Below are 18,615 nucleotides of genomic sequence, written 5' to 3'. Positions count from 1 at the left end.
CCGAAAGGGTGGGCGCCGCTTGTGTTTTCCCCCGGGCCCTTTTGTCGCCGAGATCGACGCCAGGGTCGTTGATCGACGAGAATCACAGCCCTGGTGCAGATTTCGGCGCTTCTGCGGGGCGTCGCGCGATGAACAGCACGGCCAACCCCGCCGGCAGCAGCACGGCCGCCAAGGCGCCGATGATCACGTTGATGCCCGAGGCCGTCGACCAGCCGCCGCCCGTCAGAATCTCCAGCACTGTACCGGCGACCGCCACACCCACACCGGCGAGCGTGACGATCGACGTGAGCGTCACCCCCGCCGCCTCGCCCGCGCGCTCCGGACGCACGACCGCCTGCGTGGCCACTGTCGTGAACGCATACACCAGTCCAAGCGTCGTGCCCGCCGCCGTCAGCGCGATCAGATACGGCACCCAGCCCGTCGCGGCCGCTAACGCCGCCAGCGACACCGCCGCGGCCGCACACCCGGCTCCCATCACAGCGACCGGCGGTTTTCGTGCGGCCAGCCACCCGGACAACGCACCTCCGAGCGCTGCTCCGGCTGACGGGCCAAGAAACGCAAGGCCAGCCGACAATGGGTCCAGCCCGCGCACCTGCTGCAGGTTCATCGTGGAGAGATAGATCGTTACGGCATAGGCAATGTTGGCAATGGTTCCCGCGATCACCAGAATCGCGAATTTCGTGTTGCGGACCAGAGAGAGATCGACGAGGGGCCAGCGCACGCGCCGCTCGACGATCACGAAGGTCACCATGAGAAGGACCGAGCCGACGAACGCTGCGATCGTCGCCGGCGACGTCCACCCCCACGCCGACCCGCGGTCAAAGGTCAGCGTGAACAACCCGACGCCGAATACGATCAGCGCCAGGCCACCGACGTCGATTCGCCGCGGAACTGTGGTGTCGGAGGACTCGTCGATGCTGATCGCGCCGATCACCAGTGAGAGCACGGTGAAGGGGACGTTGAGCCAGAAGATGGCGCGCCAACCGAACGATTCTGTCAGCAGACCGCCGATCAGTGGGCCGGCGGCATTACCCAATCCTGCTATCCCGTAAGCCATTCCGATCGCCTGACTTGCGCGTTGCGGCGGGAACGCGTTGGTCAGCACGCTGACCGACACCGGGAAAATCAGCGCGGCACCGAGGCCTTGCAGTGCGCGGAACGCGATGATCATCCCCGCCGACGGCGCGAGCGCGCACAGCACCGACGCGATGCCGAACACCGCGACCCCGGTGAGCAGTGCCCGCCGGCGCCCGAAGATGTCGCCGATACGGCCGGCCGGCGTCATGAATGCGCCCAGCGCGAGCATGTAGACGCTGATCACCCACTGCAGGTCCGTGGTGTCGGTGTGGAGATCCTGCGCCATCCGCGGCAACGCCAGATTCATCGCGAAATAGTCGATCTGGACACAGAACAACGCTGTTGACACCGCGGCGAACGTCCAGCGCGAACGCACAGCCTCCTGCGACGATCTCACGCGGTGACCTTACGCCGACGTCAACGCTTTACCGGTCGGCAAGACAGATGACTCCAAGCAGACTGCAAGAGGCAGCGATCAACAATGTTCGACGTTACTCTGACACGCGACGGGGGTCGCCAAGGCGAGGAGATTGACCGATGTTCGCGCGATACCTGAAGGCACAGTTGGTCGTCCTGTTGTGCGGCGGCCTCGTCGGGCCGATCTTTTTGATCGTGTACTTCGCGATGAGCAAGACCTTCGGCTCGAGTTCGATGATGTGGATGTTCTACACCGGCCTGTTCATCACCGCTCTCGACGTGCTGATCGCGTTGTGGTTGGCGAACTTCAGCGCCAAGTCCGCTGCGTCGAATGCGGTGCTCGAACAGAACGGGGTGCTGGCACTGGCCCGGATCACGGGGATGGGTGAGACAGGCACACGCATCAACGATCAGCCGATGATCTCACTCAACCTGCACATCGAAGGGCCGGGCATCACCCCGTTCGATGCGCAGGACCGCGTCATCGCGCAGGTGACCCGGATGGGGAACTTCAACAAGGGCAAGGTCGTCGTGCTCGTCGACCCAACGACGCACAAGTTCAAGATCGACTGGGAGCGAAGCGCTTTGGTGAACGGCCTGGTGCCAGCGCAGTTCACTGTCGCCGAGGACAACAAGACATACGACCTGACGGGCCAGGCCGAGCCGTTGATGGACATCCTGCGGCTGCTGCAGACCAACGGCATCCCGCTGAACCGGATGGTCGACGTGCGCTCCAACCCGGCGGTCCGAGGTCAGCTCCAAGCGATCGTGCGCAGGGCTGCTGTACAGCCCTCGGGCGCCTCGCCAGCGAGCCCGGCCCCCTCGGTGGCGCCGGCGCCGGGTGCGATCGCACCGTCGATCGCGCAACGACTGCAGGAATTGGAAACGCTTCGCGCCTCGGGGGCGCTGAGCGACGAGGAGTACAAGGCCAAGAGGACGCAGATCATCTCCGAGATCTGAACCCGGGGCGATTAGAACACGTTCCAGTTCCGCTGCTAGCCTGACCGCAATCGGCGGAAGGGACGTCCATGGGATCACTTGAAGGACGCGTCGCATTCGTCACCGGCGCCGCCCGGGGCCAAGGACGCGCACACGCGATTCGGCTCGCCCAGGAGGGCGCCGACATCATCGCCATCGACGTCTGCGCGCCGGTGGCGCCGATCACGTATCCGCTGGCGACGCCGGAAGAACTGGAAGAGACAGTCCGCGGCGTCGAGGCGGCGGGCCGAAAGGTGCTTGCCCGTCATGTCGACGTGCGCGACGGCGCTGCCGTGCAACAGGTTGTCGCCGACGGCATGGAGCAATTCGGGCGGCTAGACATCCTTGTCGCCAATGCGGGTGTGCTCGGCTGGGGCCGACTGTGGGAGCTGACAGAAGATCAGTGGAACACCGTGATCGACGTCAACCTCACGGGTACGTGGCAGACCATCCGCGCTACCGTCCCGGCCATGATCGAAGCCGGAAACGGCGGGTCGATCATCATCGTCAGCTCCGCCGCCGGCCTGAAGGCCACCCCCGGCAACGGGCACTACTCTGCGTCCAAGCATGGGCTGACTGCGTTGACGAATACGCTCGCCCTCGAGGCCGGCGAGTTCGGTATCCGGGTGAATTCTATTCACCCGTACTCGATTAACACGCCGATGATCGAACACGACGCGATGATGGAGCTGTTCAAGAAGTTCCCGACCTACCTGCACAGCTTCGTGCCGATGCCCTATCACCCCGGCGATGTCGGTGGCAGGCGGCACCGCAACGAGTTCATGGCGCCGGAAGAAGTTTCCGACGTGGTGGTGTGGCTTGCCGGCGACGGCTCCGCGACGTTGTCGGGTGTGCAGGTGCCCGTCGACCGCGGCGCGCTGAAGTACTGACGACGTCAGGCTGGCACGAGCGCGCGGGATTCGGCCAGTACCGCCGCGAATTCGCTTACCGCCCAGTCGATCTCTTGTGCGGTGATCACCAATGGCGGTGCGAACCGCACAGTTGAGCCGTGCGTGTCCTTGACGAGCACCCGACGTTCGGCCAGGCGCAGGCTGATGTCTTTGCCCGTGCCGTACCGCGGGTCGATGTCGACCCCTGCCCACAGGCCGAGGCCGCGCACAGCCACCACACCGCGGCCAACGAGGTCATGCAGTCGGTGGTGCAGCACATCACCCAATTGTTGTGACCGGCGCTGGAATTCACCGCTGCCGAGCAATCTGATGACCGTCGATCCGATGGCGGTGGCCAGCGGATTGCCGCCGAACGTCGAGCCATGCTCGCCGGGGTGCAAGACGCCAAGGATGTCCTCGTCGGCCACCACCGCCGACAGTGGCACGATCCCGCCGCCCAGTGCCTTTCCCAAGAGGTAGACGTCCGGCACCACGTTCCAGTGCTCACACGCGAACGTGTAACCGGTACGGCCCAGACCGGATTGGATCTCATCGGCGATCAACAGCACGTCGTGTTCGGTGCACAGCGCGCGCACCGAGGGAAGGTAGTCATCGGGTGGCACGATGATGCCCGCCTCGCCTTGAATGGGTTCGAGCAGCACCGCGACGGTGTCGTCGTCGATGGCGCGCGCAAGAGCGGCGGTGTCACCGAACGGGACCGAGCGGAATCCAGGGGTGAACGGGCCGAAGCCGCCGCGGGCGGCCGGATCGGTGGAGAAGCTGACGATGCTGATCGTGCGGCCGTGAAAGTTGTTGTCCGCGACAATGATATTGGCGCGCTCGGCCGGTATGTCCTTGACGTCGGCGCCCCACTTTCGCGCCACTTTGAGACCGCTCTCGACCGCCTCGGCGCCGCTGTTCATCGGCAGCACCAGGTCCTTGCCGCACAAGTCGGCCAGCGCCGCGCAAAACGGGCCCAGGCTCTCGGTATGAAACGCACGGCTCACCAGGGTGACCCGGTCGAGCTGGGCATGCGCCGTCGCGACGATCTCGGGATGGCGGTGGCCGAAGTTGACCGCCGAGTAGGCCGCCAGGCAATCGAGGTACCGTCGCCCGTCGACGTCGGTGATCCACGCGCCCTCGGCGCTCGCGGCGACCACGGGCAGCGGGGCGTAGTTGCGGGCGGCGTGGGCGTTCTCCAGCCCGATTGCCGCGGCCGTCGTCGTCATGGGTGCACCTCCAACGTGCAGCACTTCACGGCCCCTCCGCCCTTCAGCAACTCCGACAGGTCGACGCCGATGGGCTCGAAGCCCGCGCTGCGCAGCTGTGCGGCGAATCCGGTTGCCCCGCATGGGTGTACAACATGCAGGCCGTCAGACACCGCGTTGAGTCCGAACGCGTACGCGTCGGCACTTGCGACAACGATCGCGTCGGGAAACATGGTGCTTAAAACCTGTTGAGCCGCCGCACTGAACGCGGGCGGGTAGTACGCGATGGTGGTGTCGTCGAGGACGGCGAGCGCGGTGTCGAGGTGATAGAAGCGGGGATCGACGAGCTCGAGTGAGATCACCGGCATCCGCAGGATCTCGGCGACCTCTGCGTGGGCACGGACGTCGGTCCGAAAACCATGACCTGCCAACAGCATCCCGCCAATACGCAGGAAGTCGCCCTGTCCCTCGCTGACATGGCGGGTCGATACGATGCGATATCCGCGGCGCGCCATCCAGGTGGCGTACGCGATCGATTCGGCCTTGCGCTGCGTGAACTTGAAGTGCGCGACGACAGCGGTGTTCCCGGCGATGAACCCGCCGTTTGCGGCGTAGACCATGTCGGGCAGGCCAGGTGCCGGCGCGAGGACGTCGACGGCGTGGCCGAGCCGGATGAAGGTGTCGCGCAGGGTCTGCCACTGCGTCAGGACTGTGTCGCGGTCCACGGGCGTGCCGAGATGCATCCACGGGTTGATCTCGTACTCGATGGCGAAGTATTGGGGCGGAGTCATTAGAAACTGGCGCGGACGTGCGGTGCGCGAGGCGTTTGCTCGCGCTGCGGGGGCGATCAGCTGGTCCGTCATGAACTGACGGTATCCGCAGTGCTTTGCGCAATCAAACGTTATATATTGCGTATCTACGCTAGATCTGTTGCGTAAGGCTGGCATATTTGGCTATTCATTGCGTGAGGGAGGTGAGCGCCGTGAATCGGTTCGACGACATCGACGAGCGCATCCTTGCCGAGCTCGGCGAGCACGCGCGGGCCACGTTCGCCGAGATCGGTGAGAAAGTGAGCCTGTCGGCGCCAGCGGTCAAGAGGCGAGTGGACCGGATGCTGGACAGCGGTGTGATCAAAGGTTTTACCGCCGTCATCAACCGGAACGCGCTGGGCTGGCACACCGAGGCCTACGTCCAGGTGTTCTGTCACGGCACGATCGCCCCCGAGCGGCTTCGTGCGGCGTGGGTCGACATTCCCGAGGTCGTCAGCGCCGCAACGGTTACCGGCACGTCCGACGCGATCCTGCGCGTCCTCGCCCGCGACATGCAGCATCTCGAGGAGGCGCTGGAACGCATCCGCTCCAGCGCGGACGTCGAACGCAGCGAGAGCATCGTCGTGTTGTCGAATCTCATCGAGCGGAGCCTGCCCTAGCGAGGGGACTAACACCGAGGCTGCGCGATCGTGTATGAACCGTTAGATGACCAAGCGGATAGTCATCGTCGGTGGGGGACTGGCGGCGGCGCGCACAGCAGAGCAGCTTCGGCGATCCGAGTTCGACGGCTCGATCACGATCGTCAGCGACGAGGTGCACCTCCCTTACGACCGGCCGCCCCTGTCCAAGCAGGTGCTGCAGGGCGAGCTCGACGACACCGTGCTCAAGCCGCGCGAGTTCTACGACGAGAACGACATCACCCTGCTGCTGGGGTCAGCGGTGGTCACGCTCGACACCGTCGCCCGGACGGTGGCGGTGGAGAATGGCGCGACGCTCGAATACGACGAGTTGGTGATCGCGACGGGCCTTGTACCGCGGCGGATTCCGTCGTTTCCCGATCTGCCAGGCATCCATGTCCTGCGGTCGTTCGACGAAAGCATGGCGCTGCGGGAGGAGGCCGGTTCGGCGCGGCGCGCGGTCGTGGTCGGCGCCGGCTTCATCGGGTGCGAGGTCGCGGCGAGCTTGCGCGGCCTTGGCGTCGACGTGGTGATGGTCGAACCGCAGCCCGAGCCGTTGGCGTCGGTGCTCGGCGAGCAGATCGGTGCGCTGATCTCGCGACTGCACCGCGCCCAGGGCGTGGACCTGCGCACGGCGGTGGGTGTCGACGCCGTGGTGGGTGAGGGGCGAGTCGAGAAGGTGGTACTGACAGACGGCTCCGAGGTGGAGACGGACCTGGTGGTGGTGGGCATCGGCTCACGGCCCGCCACCGACTGGCTCGAAGGCAGCGGCGTGGAGGTCGACAACGGCGTGGTGTGCGATCGCGTCGGCAAAACCAACGTCCAGCACGTCTGGGCGCTCGGCGACGTGGCATCGTGGCAAGACGCCACGGGACATCAAGCGCGCGTGGAACATTGGAGCAACGTTGCCGAACAGGCACGCGTGATGGTGCCTGCGATGCTCGGCCAGGAGGTACCGACGAACCTCGTCGTGGTGCCGTATTTCTGGAGCGACCAGTACGACGTGAAGATCCAATGCCTCGGTGAACCCGAGGCTGACGACGTCGTGCATCTGGTGAGCGACGACGGCCGCAGGTTCCTGGCGTACTACGAGCGCGACGGCGTGGTCGCAGGGGTGGTCGGTGGCGGCATGGCAGGCGCCGTGATGAAGACCCGCGGCAAGATCGCCGCGGGCGCGCCGATCGCCGACGTCCTGCCGTAACCCCGTCGCGAATGGAATTCCATGTAGTAGATCCCGCGAGATCACTACATGGAATTCCATTTCGCGGAGCAGCTGCCTAGAAGCCGCTGCCGAGATAGAAGCGGGTGCCCTGGTCGTCGCGGCACTCGGCCATCACGCCGTAGGGCTGGCGAGCGGGTTCCTGCAGTACAGTGCCGCCGGCCTCCAGCACGCGAGCGACGGCGTCGTCGATGTCGGCGACGGTCCACATCGGCACCGTCGTCGCCTGGGGACTACCGCCGGCCGCCCCCGCCATCGGATGCGTGTCGGTGATCTGCCATCCGTCATCAACGTGGCCCGGTTCGAAGGTCCAACCCAGCACCCGTCCGTAGAAGTCGCGGAAGGCCGCCGAGTCGGTCACTTCGTAAGTGACATAGGACAATTCGCCAGGCCCGGCGCCGTTGAGCTGCGGTCGTGGATTGCCGGGGCGCGGCACGTAGACAGCGAACGCCATGCCGGCCGGATCGGTGGCTTCGAGGATGGTGCCGTGGCTTTCCTCCTGCTCCTCGCCGGGCTGGCCGCCGGCACTCAGGATCGCCTCGCGCGCTGCCTGAATGTCTGAAACCGCATAGGCGCAGAACAACGTCGGGGGTGCGTCGACGGAGAACATGCCGACGGGCTGCTCGGTGCTGGTGACCCGGTGAGTGACGGGGTCATAGCTCCAGCCCAGCACATGGCTGTAGAACGCCGCGGCGCGGGCGGCGTCGGGTGTCCAGACAGAGACGTAGCCAATGTCGCCCGCTCGGATGAGTTCAGCCGTGCGCACCGGGCCGCTGAGCATCCAGCGGTGACCGAACGGGTCGGTGATCGTCGCGCGCCGGCTTCCGTAGTTCTCATTGATCTCGCCACGCACGACAGCCCCGTGGGTACGCGCCCGCTCCAGCGCGGCGTCGGTATCAGGCACATGCAACATCAGGCTGACTGAAACTGCCTCCGGTGCAGGAGCTTTCAGCCCGAGCTCTGGGTACTCGTCAGCGAGATAGAGAACGCCGCCTTCGAGTGCGAGCTCCGCGTGGCCGATGCGACCGTCGTCCATGACGATTGGTTCGCCGACAACCACGGCGCCCAGCGCGTCGGCGTACCAGGCGAGCGCGGCTCGGGCGTCGGCCACGGCAAGGTAGGGCACCGCTGCCGGGCGGGGTGGTTGTGCCGGTTCGACGGTCTCGTTGAGTTCGGCGATCACTTGCGCGGTTCCGCTCATGTCAACTCCTTCAGTTCCTGCGGGCAGAGACAGGGCGGATTCCAGCCGGGCCCGCAGGGCTGCCGCGAAGGCCGGATCCGGTTGTACCGGAAGGTCATCGGCGCGCAATACGGTCAGTGGATCGGGCTGGGTCATCGCACACCTCCGTCCTCGTAGTGATGTCGAAACGCCCGCTTGGCCCGGACCAACAGCGCCTCGGTGGCGTGGACCGTGCGGCCGATGAGCTGCGCGCACTCGTTCACCGAACAGTCGTCCATGTAGCGCAGCGTCAGGACCGCTCGATGCGCATCCGACATCCGCGCCAGGGTGCTCTCGGCGACGATGCGGTCCAACTCCGCGTCCCACGAGTCCACCGGCTCCTGCGGCTCCGGCACGTCGTCAACCGGAATCGCACGCCGGCGCCGGTAGTGGTCGGCCAGTTTGTGTCTGGCCACTCCGATCAGCCAGGGCACCGTGATATCCGGCGGGTCGTGGCGGCGCGCCGTGTCCATCGCGGCAAGGAAGGTCTCCGACGCGAGGTCTTCGGCCGTCCCACGGTCAGGACAGCGGCGCACGAAGTACCCGTACACCGCGGGCAACGCCTGGTCGTACAGCGTGAGGAGCGCGCGCGGAGCGTCGGGATGGCGAGGTTCGGCGCTCACATCTGTATCGTCGTCGCCCGACGCCGAAATCCGACGCCCTGATCGCAAGAATTTTTTGCGACGTCGCCCGCCGAGCGCGCGCTCGCGGATTAGCCGCCCAGATCGAGGCCGGGGCGGGCCACGTCGAAGGCGTCGCCGAGCGCCTGCGTCAGCGACACCGACTCGTCGTCAAGCCAGTGCTCGTACGCCGACAACGCGACGCCGAGCATCACCCACGCGATTGTCTGCGGCACCAGGTCCGCCGCCTTGACCCCGCATCGCACGGCGACGAATTCCGCGATGACTTCCCGCCAGCCGGCGTACATGGTCAGCGAGTACGCCTGCAGCTCGGTGGTGCGCAGGATCACCTGCATCCGACGACGGTGTCGGACGAACTCGGATGAGCCAAAGGTGTTGAACGCCAACAGCGCATCCCGAAGGGCTTGATCGATGGGCACTGCGGGGTCGACGGCCGCGAGCAGCGTACGAAGCTGCTGCAGGTGTTGGTCGAATTCCCCCCATGGAATGGCGTTCTTCGAGGGGTAGTAGCGGAACAGCGTCCGCCGGGCGATTCCTGCCGCTTCGGCGACGTCGTCAACGCTGACCTCGTCGAATCCGCGGTTGGCGAAGAGCTCAACGGCCACGTCGGCGATCTGATGGCGCGTGGTCGACCGACGCCGGCCCACCCGTGACTCGACCACACCCCGCCCTTCCATTTCGGCACTCGATGCCATATTCTGACGACTCAACTGCAATCTGTCGAGACCCACACACCAGAAAGGCGGCTTTCGATGGAACCCAATGACCAGGTGCACGCCGAGACGGCGACATCGAGCACCGGAGCCGGAAGGCCGGCGACATCACGCGACGCGCTCGTCACCGAGACACTCGTCGAGGAAGTGTCGATCGACGGGATGTGCGGGGTCTACTGAGCGTGCCTCGCTCCTTGCTGGATGGTCGCTCGGACAAGCCTCGCTCCTTCGACCCGGCGCTCGGCTGGCGACTGCATCCGCAGGTGTCCGTACGGCCTGAACCGTTCGGTGCGCTGCTGTACCACTTCGGCACGCGCAAGCTCTCGTTCCTGAAGGACCGGACGATCCTGACGATCGTCCAGTCGCTGGACGAGCACGCCGACGCTCGAACCGCTTGTCGCGCAGCCGGAGTCGACGCCGAAGGGGAGCGACCGTACCTGCATGCGCTCGGCGTTCTCGCCGACTCCAACATGCTCGTGACGAAGGGTTGAGATGACCGTGCCCAAGCTCGTCGACCAGTTCGAGCGCGGATTGGACGCGCCGATCTGCTTGACCTGGGAACTGACCTACGCCTGCAATCTTGCGTGTGTGCACTGCCTGTCCTCGTCGGGCAGGCGTGACCCGCGCGAGCTCACGACGCGCCAATGCAAGGACGTGATCGACGAGCTCGAACGCATGCAAGTGTTCTACGTCAACATCGGCGGCGGCGAACCAACTGTGCGGCCGGACTTTTGGGAACTCGTCGAGTATGCGACCGCCCACCACGTCGGCGTCAAGTTCTCCACCAACGGTGTCCGCATCACTCCCGAGAGGGCGCGGTGGCTTGCGGCGAGTGATTACGTCGACGTGCAGATCTCGCTGGACGGGGCGACCGCGGAGGTCAACGATGCCGTGCGCGGACCCGGCTCCTACGACATGGCGCTACGCGCCTTGGACAACCTGGCAGACGCGGGCTTCAAGGACGCCAAGATCTCGGTCGTCGTCACCCGCCACAATGTCGATCAGCTCGACGACTTCGCCTCCCTTGCGAGCCGGTACGGTGCGACGCTGCGGATCACCCGACTGAGGCCCTCCGGCCGCGGCGCCGATGTGTGGGATGACCTGCATCCCACGGCCAATCAGCAAGTGCAGCTGTACAACTGGCTTGTCGAGCATGGTGACCGAGTGCTCACCGGCGACTCGTTCTTTCACCTCTCGCCGCTCGGGCAGCCGGGTGCGCTGGCCGGGCTCAACCTGTGCGGGGCAGGCCGGGTGGTCTGTCTGATCGATCCGGTCGGTGACGTCTACGCCTGCCCGTTTGCCATCCACGATCGGTTCCTGGCCGGCAATGTGTTGGCGGACAGCGGGTTTGACGCTGTGTGGAAGAATGCCCCACTGTTTCGCGAACTCCGCGAGCCCCAGTCGGCAGGCGCCTGCAGCAGCTGCGGCCACTACGACAGCTGTCGCGGGGGCTGCATGGCGGCAAAGTTCTTCACCGGCCTCCCGATGGACGGACCCGACCCCGAATGCGTCCAGGGTTTCGGAGCCTCGGCGCTGGCCGCGGACCGCCACGTGCCCCGGCCCAGCGTCGACCATTCCCGACGGGGTCCGGTGGCGCTGACGCTGACGCGACGGCCACCGGCCCGGCTGTGCAACGAGAGCCCCGGGTAGCGATGGCCGAGTGGTTTGAGACAGTCGGCTTCGCGCAGCAGAAGGCCAAGAAGCGACTCCCGAAGCCGGTGTATTCCTCCTTGATCGCTGGAAGCGAGAAGGGTACGACGGTCGCCGACAACGTGGAGGCCTTCGGCGAGCTCGGCTTCGCGCCACACGTGATCGGCTCGACCGACAAGCGGGAGTTGTCGACCACCGTTCTGGGCCAGGAGATTTCGTTGCCGGTACTGATCTCGCCCACCGGGGTGCAGGCAGTGCACCCCGAAGGTGAGGTTGCTGTTGCCCGCGCGGCTGCGGCCCGCGGAACCGCGATGGGACTGTCGTCATTCGCCAGCAAGCCCATCGAGGACGTCGTCGCGGTCAACCGGAAGATCTTCTTCCAGATCTACTGGCTGGGTGACCGCGACGCGATCGCAGCGCGCGTTGAGCGTGCGCGGGCAGCCGGGGCGGTCGGCCTGATCTTGACCACCGACTGGAGCTTCTCCCACGGCCGCGACTGGGGCAGCCCCAAGGTTCCCGAACAGATGAATCTGCCCACCGCGCTGCGGATGTCGCCCGCGGCGATCACCAAGCCGCGGTGGCTCTGGCAGTGGGCCAAGACACTGCGGCCGCCGGACCTGACGGTGCCCAACCAGGTGCCGCGAGGCCAGCCCGGGCCGCCGTTCTTTGCCGCGTACGGCGAATGGATGAACACGCCGCCAGCGACGTGGGACGACGTCAACTGGTTGCGAGAACTGTGGGGCGGCCCCTTCATGCTCAAGGGTGTGATCCGCGTCGATGACGCCAAACGCGCTGTCGACGCGGGGGTTTCGGCAATCTCGGTGTCAAACCATGGCGGAAACAACCTCGATGGCACGCCCGCTACCATCCGGGCGCTTCCTGCGGTCGCGGCCGCCGTCGGCGACGAGGTCGAGGTGCTTCTCGACGGCGGCGTGCGGCGGGGCAGCGACGTCGTCAAGGCATTGGCACTCGGTGCCAGGGCGGTCATGATCGGCCGGGCGTATCTGTGGGGTCTCGCCGCGGGCGGACAGGCCGGGGTCGAGAATGTGCTCGACATCCTCCAGGGTGGCATCGACTCTGCGCTGAGGGGCATCAGCAAAGCGTCGATCCACGACCTGACGCCCGACGACATCGTCATCCCCGCGAGCTTCACGAGGGCACTCGGCATCACCACCGACCGGGGTTCCTGACCCGGCTGCGGGTGTGGTGCCCGCGGGGCTGACGGTGCTGACGTGATTCTTGTGGGGCCTTTCGGCAAAAAATTTGCAAGTTCTGGCTTACTCATTCACCAACATCTGGCGTATCCCAGATGAATTCGGCTTACGATCGCAACGTGATCGCCCCGACGGAGCTAGGGAAGTCGAGGTCGAAGCAGCTAGAAGGTACGTCGCCCGCCGTAGTGGTCGCGGTCGGTTCCACCGAGCAACACGGCCCGCACCTGCCACTGGACACCGACACCCGCATTGCCGCAGCTGTTGCCAATGCTGTCGTCGTGGATCTCCAGACCACCGGTTACCCAGAACCGTTGGTGGTTGCTCCAGCGGTCGCCTACGGGTCCAGCGGCGAACACCAGAGCTTCGCCGGCACGGTGTCGATTGGCACGTTCGCGCTGGAGCAGGTACTACTGGAGTTCGGGCGCTCGGCCTGTGAATGGGCGCAGCGCCTCCTCTTCATCAACGGACACGGTGGCAATGTCGCCGCTCTGAGGGCTGCTGTGGCGTGTTTGAGAGCGGAAGGCCGGGACGTCGGGTGGTACTCGTGCGTGGTGACGGGAGGCGACGCCCACGCCGGACACACCGAAACGTCGATACTGCTGCATCTTTCACCCGAAGAAGTCTGTATTGATCAACGGTGTGCGGGTAACGTGACTCCGCTAGCGGAAATAATGCCGGCCATGCGTCGTGGCGGCGTCGCCGCAGTGAGCGAGGTAGGCGTGCTGGGTGACCCCACGACCGCGTCGGCGGCCGAGGGTGCGCGCCTGTTCACCGAGATAGTTGACACGTGCGTCAGCCGGGTCAGGCGCTGGGCTCCTAACCGGTACGGGATGCTTGAATGACCCAACCTCGTCTGCCGGACGGGTTTGCTGTCCAGGTCGATCGTCGCGTTCGCGTGCTGGGCGCAGGCGAGGCGTTGCTCGGTGGATCGCCCACGCGGTTGCTTCGGCTGGCTCCCGACGCGCAGACGTTGCTCGACAACGGCAGGCTCGAGGTGAACGACGCTGTCAGCGCCCAGCTCGCGCGTACGTTACTCGACGCAACGGTTGCGCACCCACGGCCATCCGGCGGCCCGTCGCACCGCGACGTGACTGTCGTTATCCCGGTGCGTGACAATGTATTCGGGCTTCGGCGCGTGCTATCGACGCTGCGCGGGCTGCGGGTGGTCGTAGTTGACGACGGGTCGGCGGTCCCTGTGCGGCAACATGAGTTCGAGAGCGCCCGGTGTCAGGTCGAGGTGATCCGGCACGCGCGTAGCAAGGGCCCCGCCGCGGCGCGCAACACGGGCCTTGCCGCATGCAACACCGACTACGTCGCCTTCCTGGACTCCGACGTCGTGCCCCGCAGGGGCTGGCTGGAGGCCCTGCTGGGTCATTTCGCCGATCCGGCGGTGGCTCTTGTGGCGCCGCGGATCGTCGGACTTTCCCACAGCGACAACATGATTGCGCGTTATGAGGCGGTGCGCTCGTCGCTGGACCTCGGTCGCCGCGAGGCGCCGGTGGTGCCTTATGGGCCCGTCTCGTACGTTCCGAGCGCGGCGATCATCTGCCGGAGATCGGCGATGGCGGCCGCAGGCGGTTTTGACGAGACATTGCGGTCCGGCGAGGACGTCGACCTGTGCTGGCGCCTCGTGGAATCCGGTGCAAGGCTGCGCTACGAGCCGATCGCACTGGTGGCCCACGATCACCGGGTCGGAATGCGAACATGGTTGGCGCGCAAGGTGTTCTACGGCCAGTCGGCCGCGCCGCTGTCGGTCCGGCACCCAGACAAGACGGCGCCACTGGTGATCTCCGGATGGACATTGCTGCTGTGGCTGCTGATGGCGATGGGCTCAGGGTTGGGATACCTGGCGTCGATCGTGATCGCGGCGTTCACTGCGCGGCGCATCGCCAACACGCTCAACGGCGTGGAGTCCAAACCCAAAGACGTGGCCGAGCTAGCGGCGCGCGGAATGGGCTCGGCGGCGCTGCAATTGGCATCCGCTGTGTGTCGGCACTACTGGCCGATCGCGCTGATCGCCGCGATTCTGTTCCGGCGGTTCCGTCACATCGTGTTGATCGCGGCGGTCATCGACGGGGTGGCTGACTGGGTGAGCAGGCACAAGAACGTCGACGTGGAGACCAAGCAGCTGGGCATCGTGCCGTATCTGGTGCTCAAGCGCCTCGACGACCTCGCGTACGGGGCCGGCATGTGGACGGGAATGGTCCAGGAACGACATCCCGGGCCGTTGAAACCGCAGATTCGGACATAACCATCGCGTTGCACAGCGATGTTCTTGTCGTAGGGGCCGGTAGCGCCGGAAGCGTTGTAGCAGAACGGTTGTCCGCTGACGACCGGTGCCGCGTCACTGTGGTCGAGGCGGGCCCGGCCCTGACGGACGCGGGCGTCGGCGCGGTGACTTCCGACGCTAGCGTGCTGCCGATCGGATCGGCCAGCCCCCTGGTGCGACGCTATGAGACAGTGCTGACCGAGCAGCCCCGTCGGACGCGCGAGATCGTCCGGGGTGCGTTGGTGGGCGGTTCCGGGGCGGTCAACGGCGGATATTTCTGCAGGGGCCTGCCCTCCGACTTCGACGGGTGGAAGCTGCCGGGTTGGGCGTGGGCCGACGTGCTTGCACACTTCCGGCAGATCGAGACCGACTTCGACTTCGCCGGCCCGCTGCATGGGAACGCAGGGCCGATACCGGTCCATCGTCCCGACGAAATCACGGAATGCACAGATGATTTCGTTCAACGATCACGGCGCGCGGGCTTCACCTGGATACCGGATCTCAACGGCGCCGCCGACGCCGGTGACGACATGGTCGGCATTGGCCTGCTCCCGCTGAACATCGCCGACGGCGTTCGTGTGGGCCCTGGTACCGCCTTCCTGCAACGCGCTCTCGGGCGGCCCAACCTCACCGTGCTCACCCGGACGGCGGTGAGGCGGCTGCGGATATCGTCGAACCGGGTCACCGGCGCGGAAGTGACAGGGCCAGGCGGGTCAGTTCTACTGACAGCCGATCGAATTGTGTTGTGCGCCGGTGCAATCGATACCGCGCAAATCCTTATGCTCTCGGGCATCGGCGACGAAGCGGTGTTACGGACGTCGGGGATACCGCGCACAGCCGTCGCGCCCGTCGGGATGAACAGCATCGACCACCCCGAGTGGGTCATGCCCACGACCTGGGTGACAGCAGCCGGACGGCCGCCGCTCGAAACCGTTCTGCGCACCGACTTCGACGTCGAAATCCGGCCGTACACAGGAGGGTTCATCGCTATGGTCGGTGACGGCGGCGCGGGTGCGCCTGACTGGCCGCACGTCGGCGTCGCATTGATGCAGCCGCGATCACGTGGTCGTGTCACCGTCGTCTCAGACGACCCGGGAGTTGCTCCGCTCATCGAACACCGCTACGACAGCTCTCCAACGGACACGTCCGATCTTGAGCGGGGAAGCGAGCTCGCCCGCGAAGTGTGCGCTGTGGCAAGCCCGGCGTCCGAACCGCTTTGGTCCACGTCGCAACATCTGTGCGCGACTGCGCCGATGGGCGCAGACAGCGACGATCGTGCGGTGCTGGATTCGCAGTGCCGCGTGCGGGGTGTCGACGGCCTCTGGGTGATCGACGGAGCGGCGCTGCCTGCCATCACCCGTCGGGGGCCCCATGCGTCCATCGTGATGCTGGCCCACCGGGCTGCGGGGTTCGTCGCCGCCGGCTGACCGACGCGGCCAGCTTCGATAGGTAGTTTGGCTTTCGTGCGTATCGTCCGGTCGCTGCTCGTCACGGTCATGTGCGCGGGGCTCTTGACGGCCTCGGCGTGCGGGCAGAAGCCCGAGGTCCCCAAGGCTGCGGGCCCCGAGGTCGCAACGACCGCGGGCACCGTGCGCGGAGTGGCCGCCGATAAGCATCTGCTGTATGCGGGCATCCCGTACGCCGCGCCGCCGGAGGGCCCGCTTCGCTTTCAGCCGCCGCAGCCGCCGAAGCCATGGGACGGCGTGCGCGACGCGACGAGTTTCGGCAACCGCTGTCTACAGGACACGAAAAGCGACCCGGCCGGCGGCCAAAAGGTCAGCGAGGACTGCTTAACCCTCAACGTGTGGGCGCCCGCAGCGCGGGCGGACGCCCCACGTCCGGTGATGGTGTGGATCCACGGCGGCGCGTTCGCAAACGGCAGTAGCGACGTCTTCGATTCCCGATGGCTCGTCGAGCGCGGCGACATCATCGTCGTCACGATCAACTATCGCCTTGGCGCACTGGGGTTTCTGGCACACCCGGCACTGGCCGCCGGCGACGACGTCGGCAATTACGGCTTCCAAGATCAGCAGGCGGCATTGCGATGGGTACGCGACAACATCGCCAACTTCGGTGGCGATCCCGCCAAGGTCACGATCGCCGGCGAATCGGCGGGAGGCATGTCGGTCTGCGATCACCTCGTCGCGCCCGGGTCGGAGGGTCTGTTCCGCGCGGCCATCGTGCAGAGCGGGCCCTGCCAGGCGGCGGTGGACCGGGCCACCGCCGAACAGGCGAGTCTCGCGTACGCCGCCGCTGTCGGATGTGCCGATCCCGCCAGCGCGCCGGCGTGCCTTCGTGGGTTGCCGCGGGAGAAGCTGACCGATCCGCCGGGCTACTACCCCATCGGCCCCGGCAGGTTGACTGGCCCGATCACCGGGACCGCGTCGCTGCCGACTGATCCGATGACAGCTGTCTCTCAAGGGAATTGGGCCAAGGTTCCTGTTCTGATCGGCACCAATCATGACGAGTGGACGCTCTTCGCTGCCCAGAAGTGGCTGGCGGATCACCGAACGCCCGACTATTCGCAACAGCTTGCCGACACGTTCCATGCTGACGCCGCCCGGGTAGGCCAGCAGTACCCAAGCGAGCGGTATGCGAATGCGCAGCTGGCGTACTCGGCGGTGATGACCGATCGCCTATTCGCCTGCCCCGCAAACCAAATGCAGTCCGACCTCGCGCGCAGCGCGCCGGTGTACGGCTACGAGTTCAGGGACCGCAATGCCCCGCTGCCGGAGCTGCTGTACACCGTGCCGTTTGCGATTGGGGCCGGTCACGCGCTGGAGCTGCGCTACCTGTTCGATATCGGCAACGCCAGACCGCTGACTGGGGAGCAACAGAAGCTGTCTGACCAGATGATCGACTACTGGTCAGGTTTCGTCGCCGACGGTGCGCCGCGCGGCGGCCCGTCGTGGCCGGCTTTCGCGGGTGGCGGCGGACCGTGGATGTTCTTGGACACTCCCGAGGTCGACGCTTCGACCACATACGCCGACGAGCATCAGTGCGCGTTTTGGGCGACGGTCCCGCCGCCGTCGCTGGGCTGACCGCGAATCTGAAATTTCTGCGAACGTCATCGGCGTGTCGTCGCAGTAGCTTCAGATTCGCGAGTGCAGGAGCTGACGACGGTTCCGCCGCGCGATCACGAACGCGGCGTCACCCAGGTGGTGATGTCGGCATGCACGACCTCGGTTCCCGTCCGGTCGAAGACGCTGACTGGGACGACGATCTCGGCACCTTCGGTGATCGTGGTGAAGTCTGGTGGGTCGAGCCGAGCCTGGGCCCGCAACGACGTCGTCGCCTTTTCGAGGTAGGCCACGGTCATCGACTTCGGGATCCAGCGATGACTGGTCGGAACGGTTGCCTCCATCAGCATTCCCATGGCCAGTTCGGCAGCATTACAGGACGCGATCGCGTGAACGGTGCCCAAGTGGTTGTGGACGTAAAACCACTTCGGCACGCTCACCTCGGCGAATCCGGGCTCCATCCGGCGCACATGCGGCACGATCGACGCAAAATAAGGCACTCGGACCATGGTCGCGACCGAGAAAACGCGGGAACCGCCCGGCCGTGAAGCCAGGGACTTCCACAGCCGGTAGGTCGGGGTGGTGTTGGTCATGACGACGCATACTATGGCCAGCTGAAATGCCCCTGAAGAGGGATTTGGCGAAGCCATCGA

General features: G+C 66.0%; 19 protein-coding genes. 12 read left to right on the top strand and 7 right to left on the bottom strand.

Features of this window, described 5'->3' with window-relative positions; genetic code table 11:
* Nucleotides 1-82: 82 nt before the first annotated feature.
* Entirely contained in the window at nt 83-1,474 is a 1,392-nt protein-coding gene (locus QOH60_RS15545) for an MFS transporter (protein ID WP_526421862.1), read from the bottom strand.
* 140 nt (nt 1,475-1,614) lie between these two features.
* Here QOH60_RS15545 and QOH60_RS15540 point away from each other — a divergent pair, with 140 nt between their 5' ends.
* A complete protein-coding gene (locus QOH60_RS15540; RefSeq protein WP_526421860.1) occupies nt 1,615-2,454 on the top strand; it encodes an SHOCT domain-containing protein in 840 nt (279 codons plus the stop codon).
* A 68-nt stretch (nt 2,455-2,522) separates the two neighbouring features.
* Nucleotides 2,523-3,362: a mycofactocin-coupled SDR family oxidoreductase gene (locus QOH60_RS15535; protein ID WP_526421858.1), complete on the top strand. Its 840-nt coding sequence runs from the start codon at nt 2,523-2,525 to the stop codon at nt 3,360-3,362.
* 5 nt (nt 3,363-3,367) lie between these two features.
* Here the strand turns inward: QOH60_RS15535 and rocD are convergent, their stop codons facing one another.
* Nucleotides 3,368-4,591 (bottom strand): ornithine--oxo-acid transaminase, encoded by a 1,224-nt coding sequence (gene rocD, locus QOH60_RS15530; RefSeq protein WP_526421856.1) that lies wholly within the window; start codon nt 4,589-4,591, stop codon nt 3,368-3,370.
* Entirely contained in the window at nt 4,588-5,433 is an 846-nt protein-coding gene (gene ddaH, locus QOH60_RS15525; RefSeq protein ID WP_526421854.1) for a dimethylargininase, read from the bottom strand. The genes rocD and ddaH overlap by 4 nt, the downstream gene beginning before the upstream one ends.
* Before the next feature lie 119 nt (nt 5,434-5,552).
* Between ddaH and QOH60_RS15520 the strand changes: the two genes are divergently transcribed.
* Complete coding sequence (locus tag QOH60_RS15520) at nt 5,553-5,999, top strand: Rv2324 family transcriptional regulator (RefSeq protein ID WP_526421852.1); 447 nt, start codon at nt 5,553-5,555, stop codon at nt 5,997-5,999.
* 46 nt (nt 6,000-6,045) lie between these two features.
* Nucleotides 6,046-7,218, top strand: coding sequence for an NAD(P)/FAD-dependent oxidoreductase (locus tag QOH60_RS15515; protein WP_526421850.1), 1,173 nt, complete (start codon nt 6,046-6,048; stop codon nt 7,216-7,218).
* Nucleotides 7,219-7,294: 76 nt separating this feature from the next.
* Here QOH60_RS15515 and QOH60_RS15510 read toward each other — a convergent pair whose 3' ends face one another.
* From QOH60_RS15510 to mftR, 3 genes are all read right to left on the bottom strand, one after another.
* A complete protein-coding gene (locus tag QOH60_RS15510; RefSeq protein ID WP_526421848.1) occupies nt 7,295-8,572 on the bottom strand; it encodes a VOC family protein in 1,278 nt (425 codons plus the stop codon).
* Nucleotides 8,569-9,078 (bottom strand): RNA polymerase sigma factor, encoded by a 510-nt coding sequence (locus QOH60_RS15505; RefSeq protein WP_526421846.1) that lies wholly within the window; start codon nt 9,076-9,078, stop codon nt 8,569-8,571. Before QOH60_RS15505 ends, QOH60_RS15510 begins: the two co-directional genes overlap by 4 nt.
* Before the next feature lie 89 nt (nt 9,079-9,167).
* Complete coding sequence (mftR, locus tag QOH60_RS15500) at nt 9,168-9,773, bottom strand: mycofactocin system transcriptional regulator MftR (protein WP_526421844.1); 606 nt, start codon at nt 9,771-9,773, stop codon at nt 9,168-9,170.
* A 75-nt stretch (nt 9,774-9,848) separates the two neighbouring features.
* Between mftR and mftA the strand changes: the two genes are divergently transcribed.
* From mftA to QOH60_RS15460, 8 genes are all read left to right on the top strand, one after another.
* Nucleotides 9,849-9,989, top strand: coding sequence for a mycofactocin precursor MftA (gene mftA, locus QOH60_RS15495; RefSeq protein ID WP_526421842.1), 141 nt, complete (start codon nt 9,849-9,851; stop codon nt 9,987-9,989).
* Nucleotides 9,974-10,300, top strand: coding sequence for a mycofactocin biosynthesis chaperone MftB (mftB, locus tag QOH60_RS15490; protein WP_526421840.1), 327 nt, complete (start codon nt 9,974-9,976; stop codon nt 10,298-10,300). The genes mftA and mftB overlap by 16 nt, the downstream gene beginning before the upstream one ends.
* A 1-nt stretch (nt 10,301) precedes the next feature.
* A complete protein-coding gene (gene mftC, locus QOH60_RS15485; protein WP_526421838.1) occupies nt 10,302-11,459 on the top strand; it encodes a mycofactocin radical SAM maturase in 1,158 nt (385 codons plus the stop codon).
* Nucleotides 11,460-11,461: 2 nt separating this feature from the next.
* Nucleotides 11,462-12,649 (top strand): pre-mycofactocin synthase MftD, encoded by a 1,188-nt coding sequence (gene mftD, locus QOH60_RS15480; protein WP_526421836.1) that lies wholly within the window; start codon nt 11,462-11,464, stop codon nt 12,647-12,649.
* 119 nt (nt 12,650-12,768) lie between these two features.
* Nucleotides 12,769-13,515 carry a mycofactocin biosynthesis peptidyl-dipeptidase MftE gene (gene mftE, locus QOH60_RS15475; RefSeq protein WP_526421834.1) on the top strand — a complete coding sequence of 249 codons (747 nt, stop codon included), beginning with the start codon at nt 12,769-12,771 and terminating at the stop codon, nt 13,513-13,515.
* Nucleotides 13,512-14,924: a mycofactocin biosynthesis glycosyltransferase MftF gene (gene mftF, locus QOH60_RS15470; RefSeq protein WP_526421832.1), complete on the top strand. Its 1,413-nt coding sequence runs from the start codon at nt 13,512-13,514 to the stop codon at nt 14,922-14,924. The genes mftE and mftF overlap by 4 nt, the downstream gene beginning before the upstream one ends.
* On the top strand, nt 14,921-16,369 hold the full coding sequence (mftG, locus tag QOH60_RS15465) for a mycofactocin dehydrogenase MftG (protein ID WP_526421910.1): 1,449 nt from the start codon (nt 14,921-14,923) through the stop codon (nt 16,367-16,369). The genes mftF and mftG overlap by 4 nt, the downstream gene beginning before the upstream one ends.
* Before the next feature lie 36 nt (nt 16,370-16,405).
* Nucleotides 16,406-17,983 (top strand): carboxylesterase/lipase family protein, encoded by a 1,578-nt coding sequence (locus QOH60_RS15460; RefSeq protein WP_526421830.1) that lies wholly within the window; start codon nt 16,406-16,408, stop codon nt 17,981-17,983.
* Between the two features lie 95 nt (nt 17,984-18,078).
* On the opposite strand, the gene QOH60_RS15455 is transcribed toward QOH60_RS15460, so the two are convergent.
* Nucleotides 18,079-18,555: a PaaI family thioesterase gene (locus QOH60_RS15455; protein ID WP_526421828.1), complete on the bottom strand. Its 477-nt coding sequence runs from the start codon at nt 18,553-18,555 to the stop codon at nt 18,079-18,081.
* Nucleotides 18,556-18,615: the final 60 nt, after the last annotated feature.

Source organism: Mycobacterium sp. (assembly GCF_032159765.1).
Lineage (GTDB): Bacteria > Actinomycetota > Actinomycetes > Mycobacteriales > Mycobacteriaceae > Mycobacterium.
Note: the sequence above shows the minus strand (reverse complement) of the source record. Positions and strands in the feature narration are given on the sequence as shown.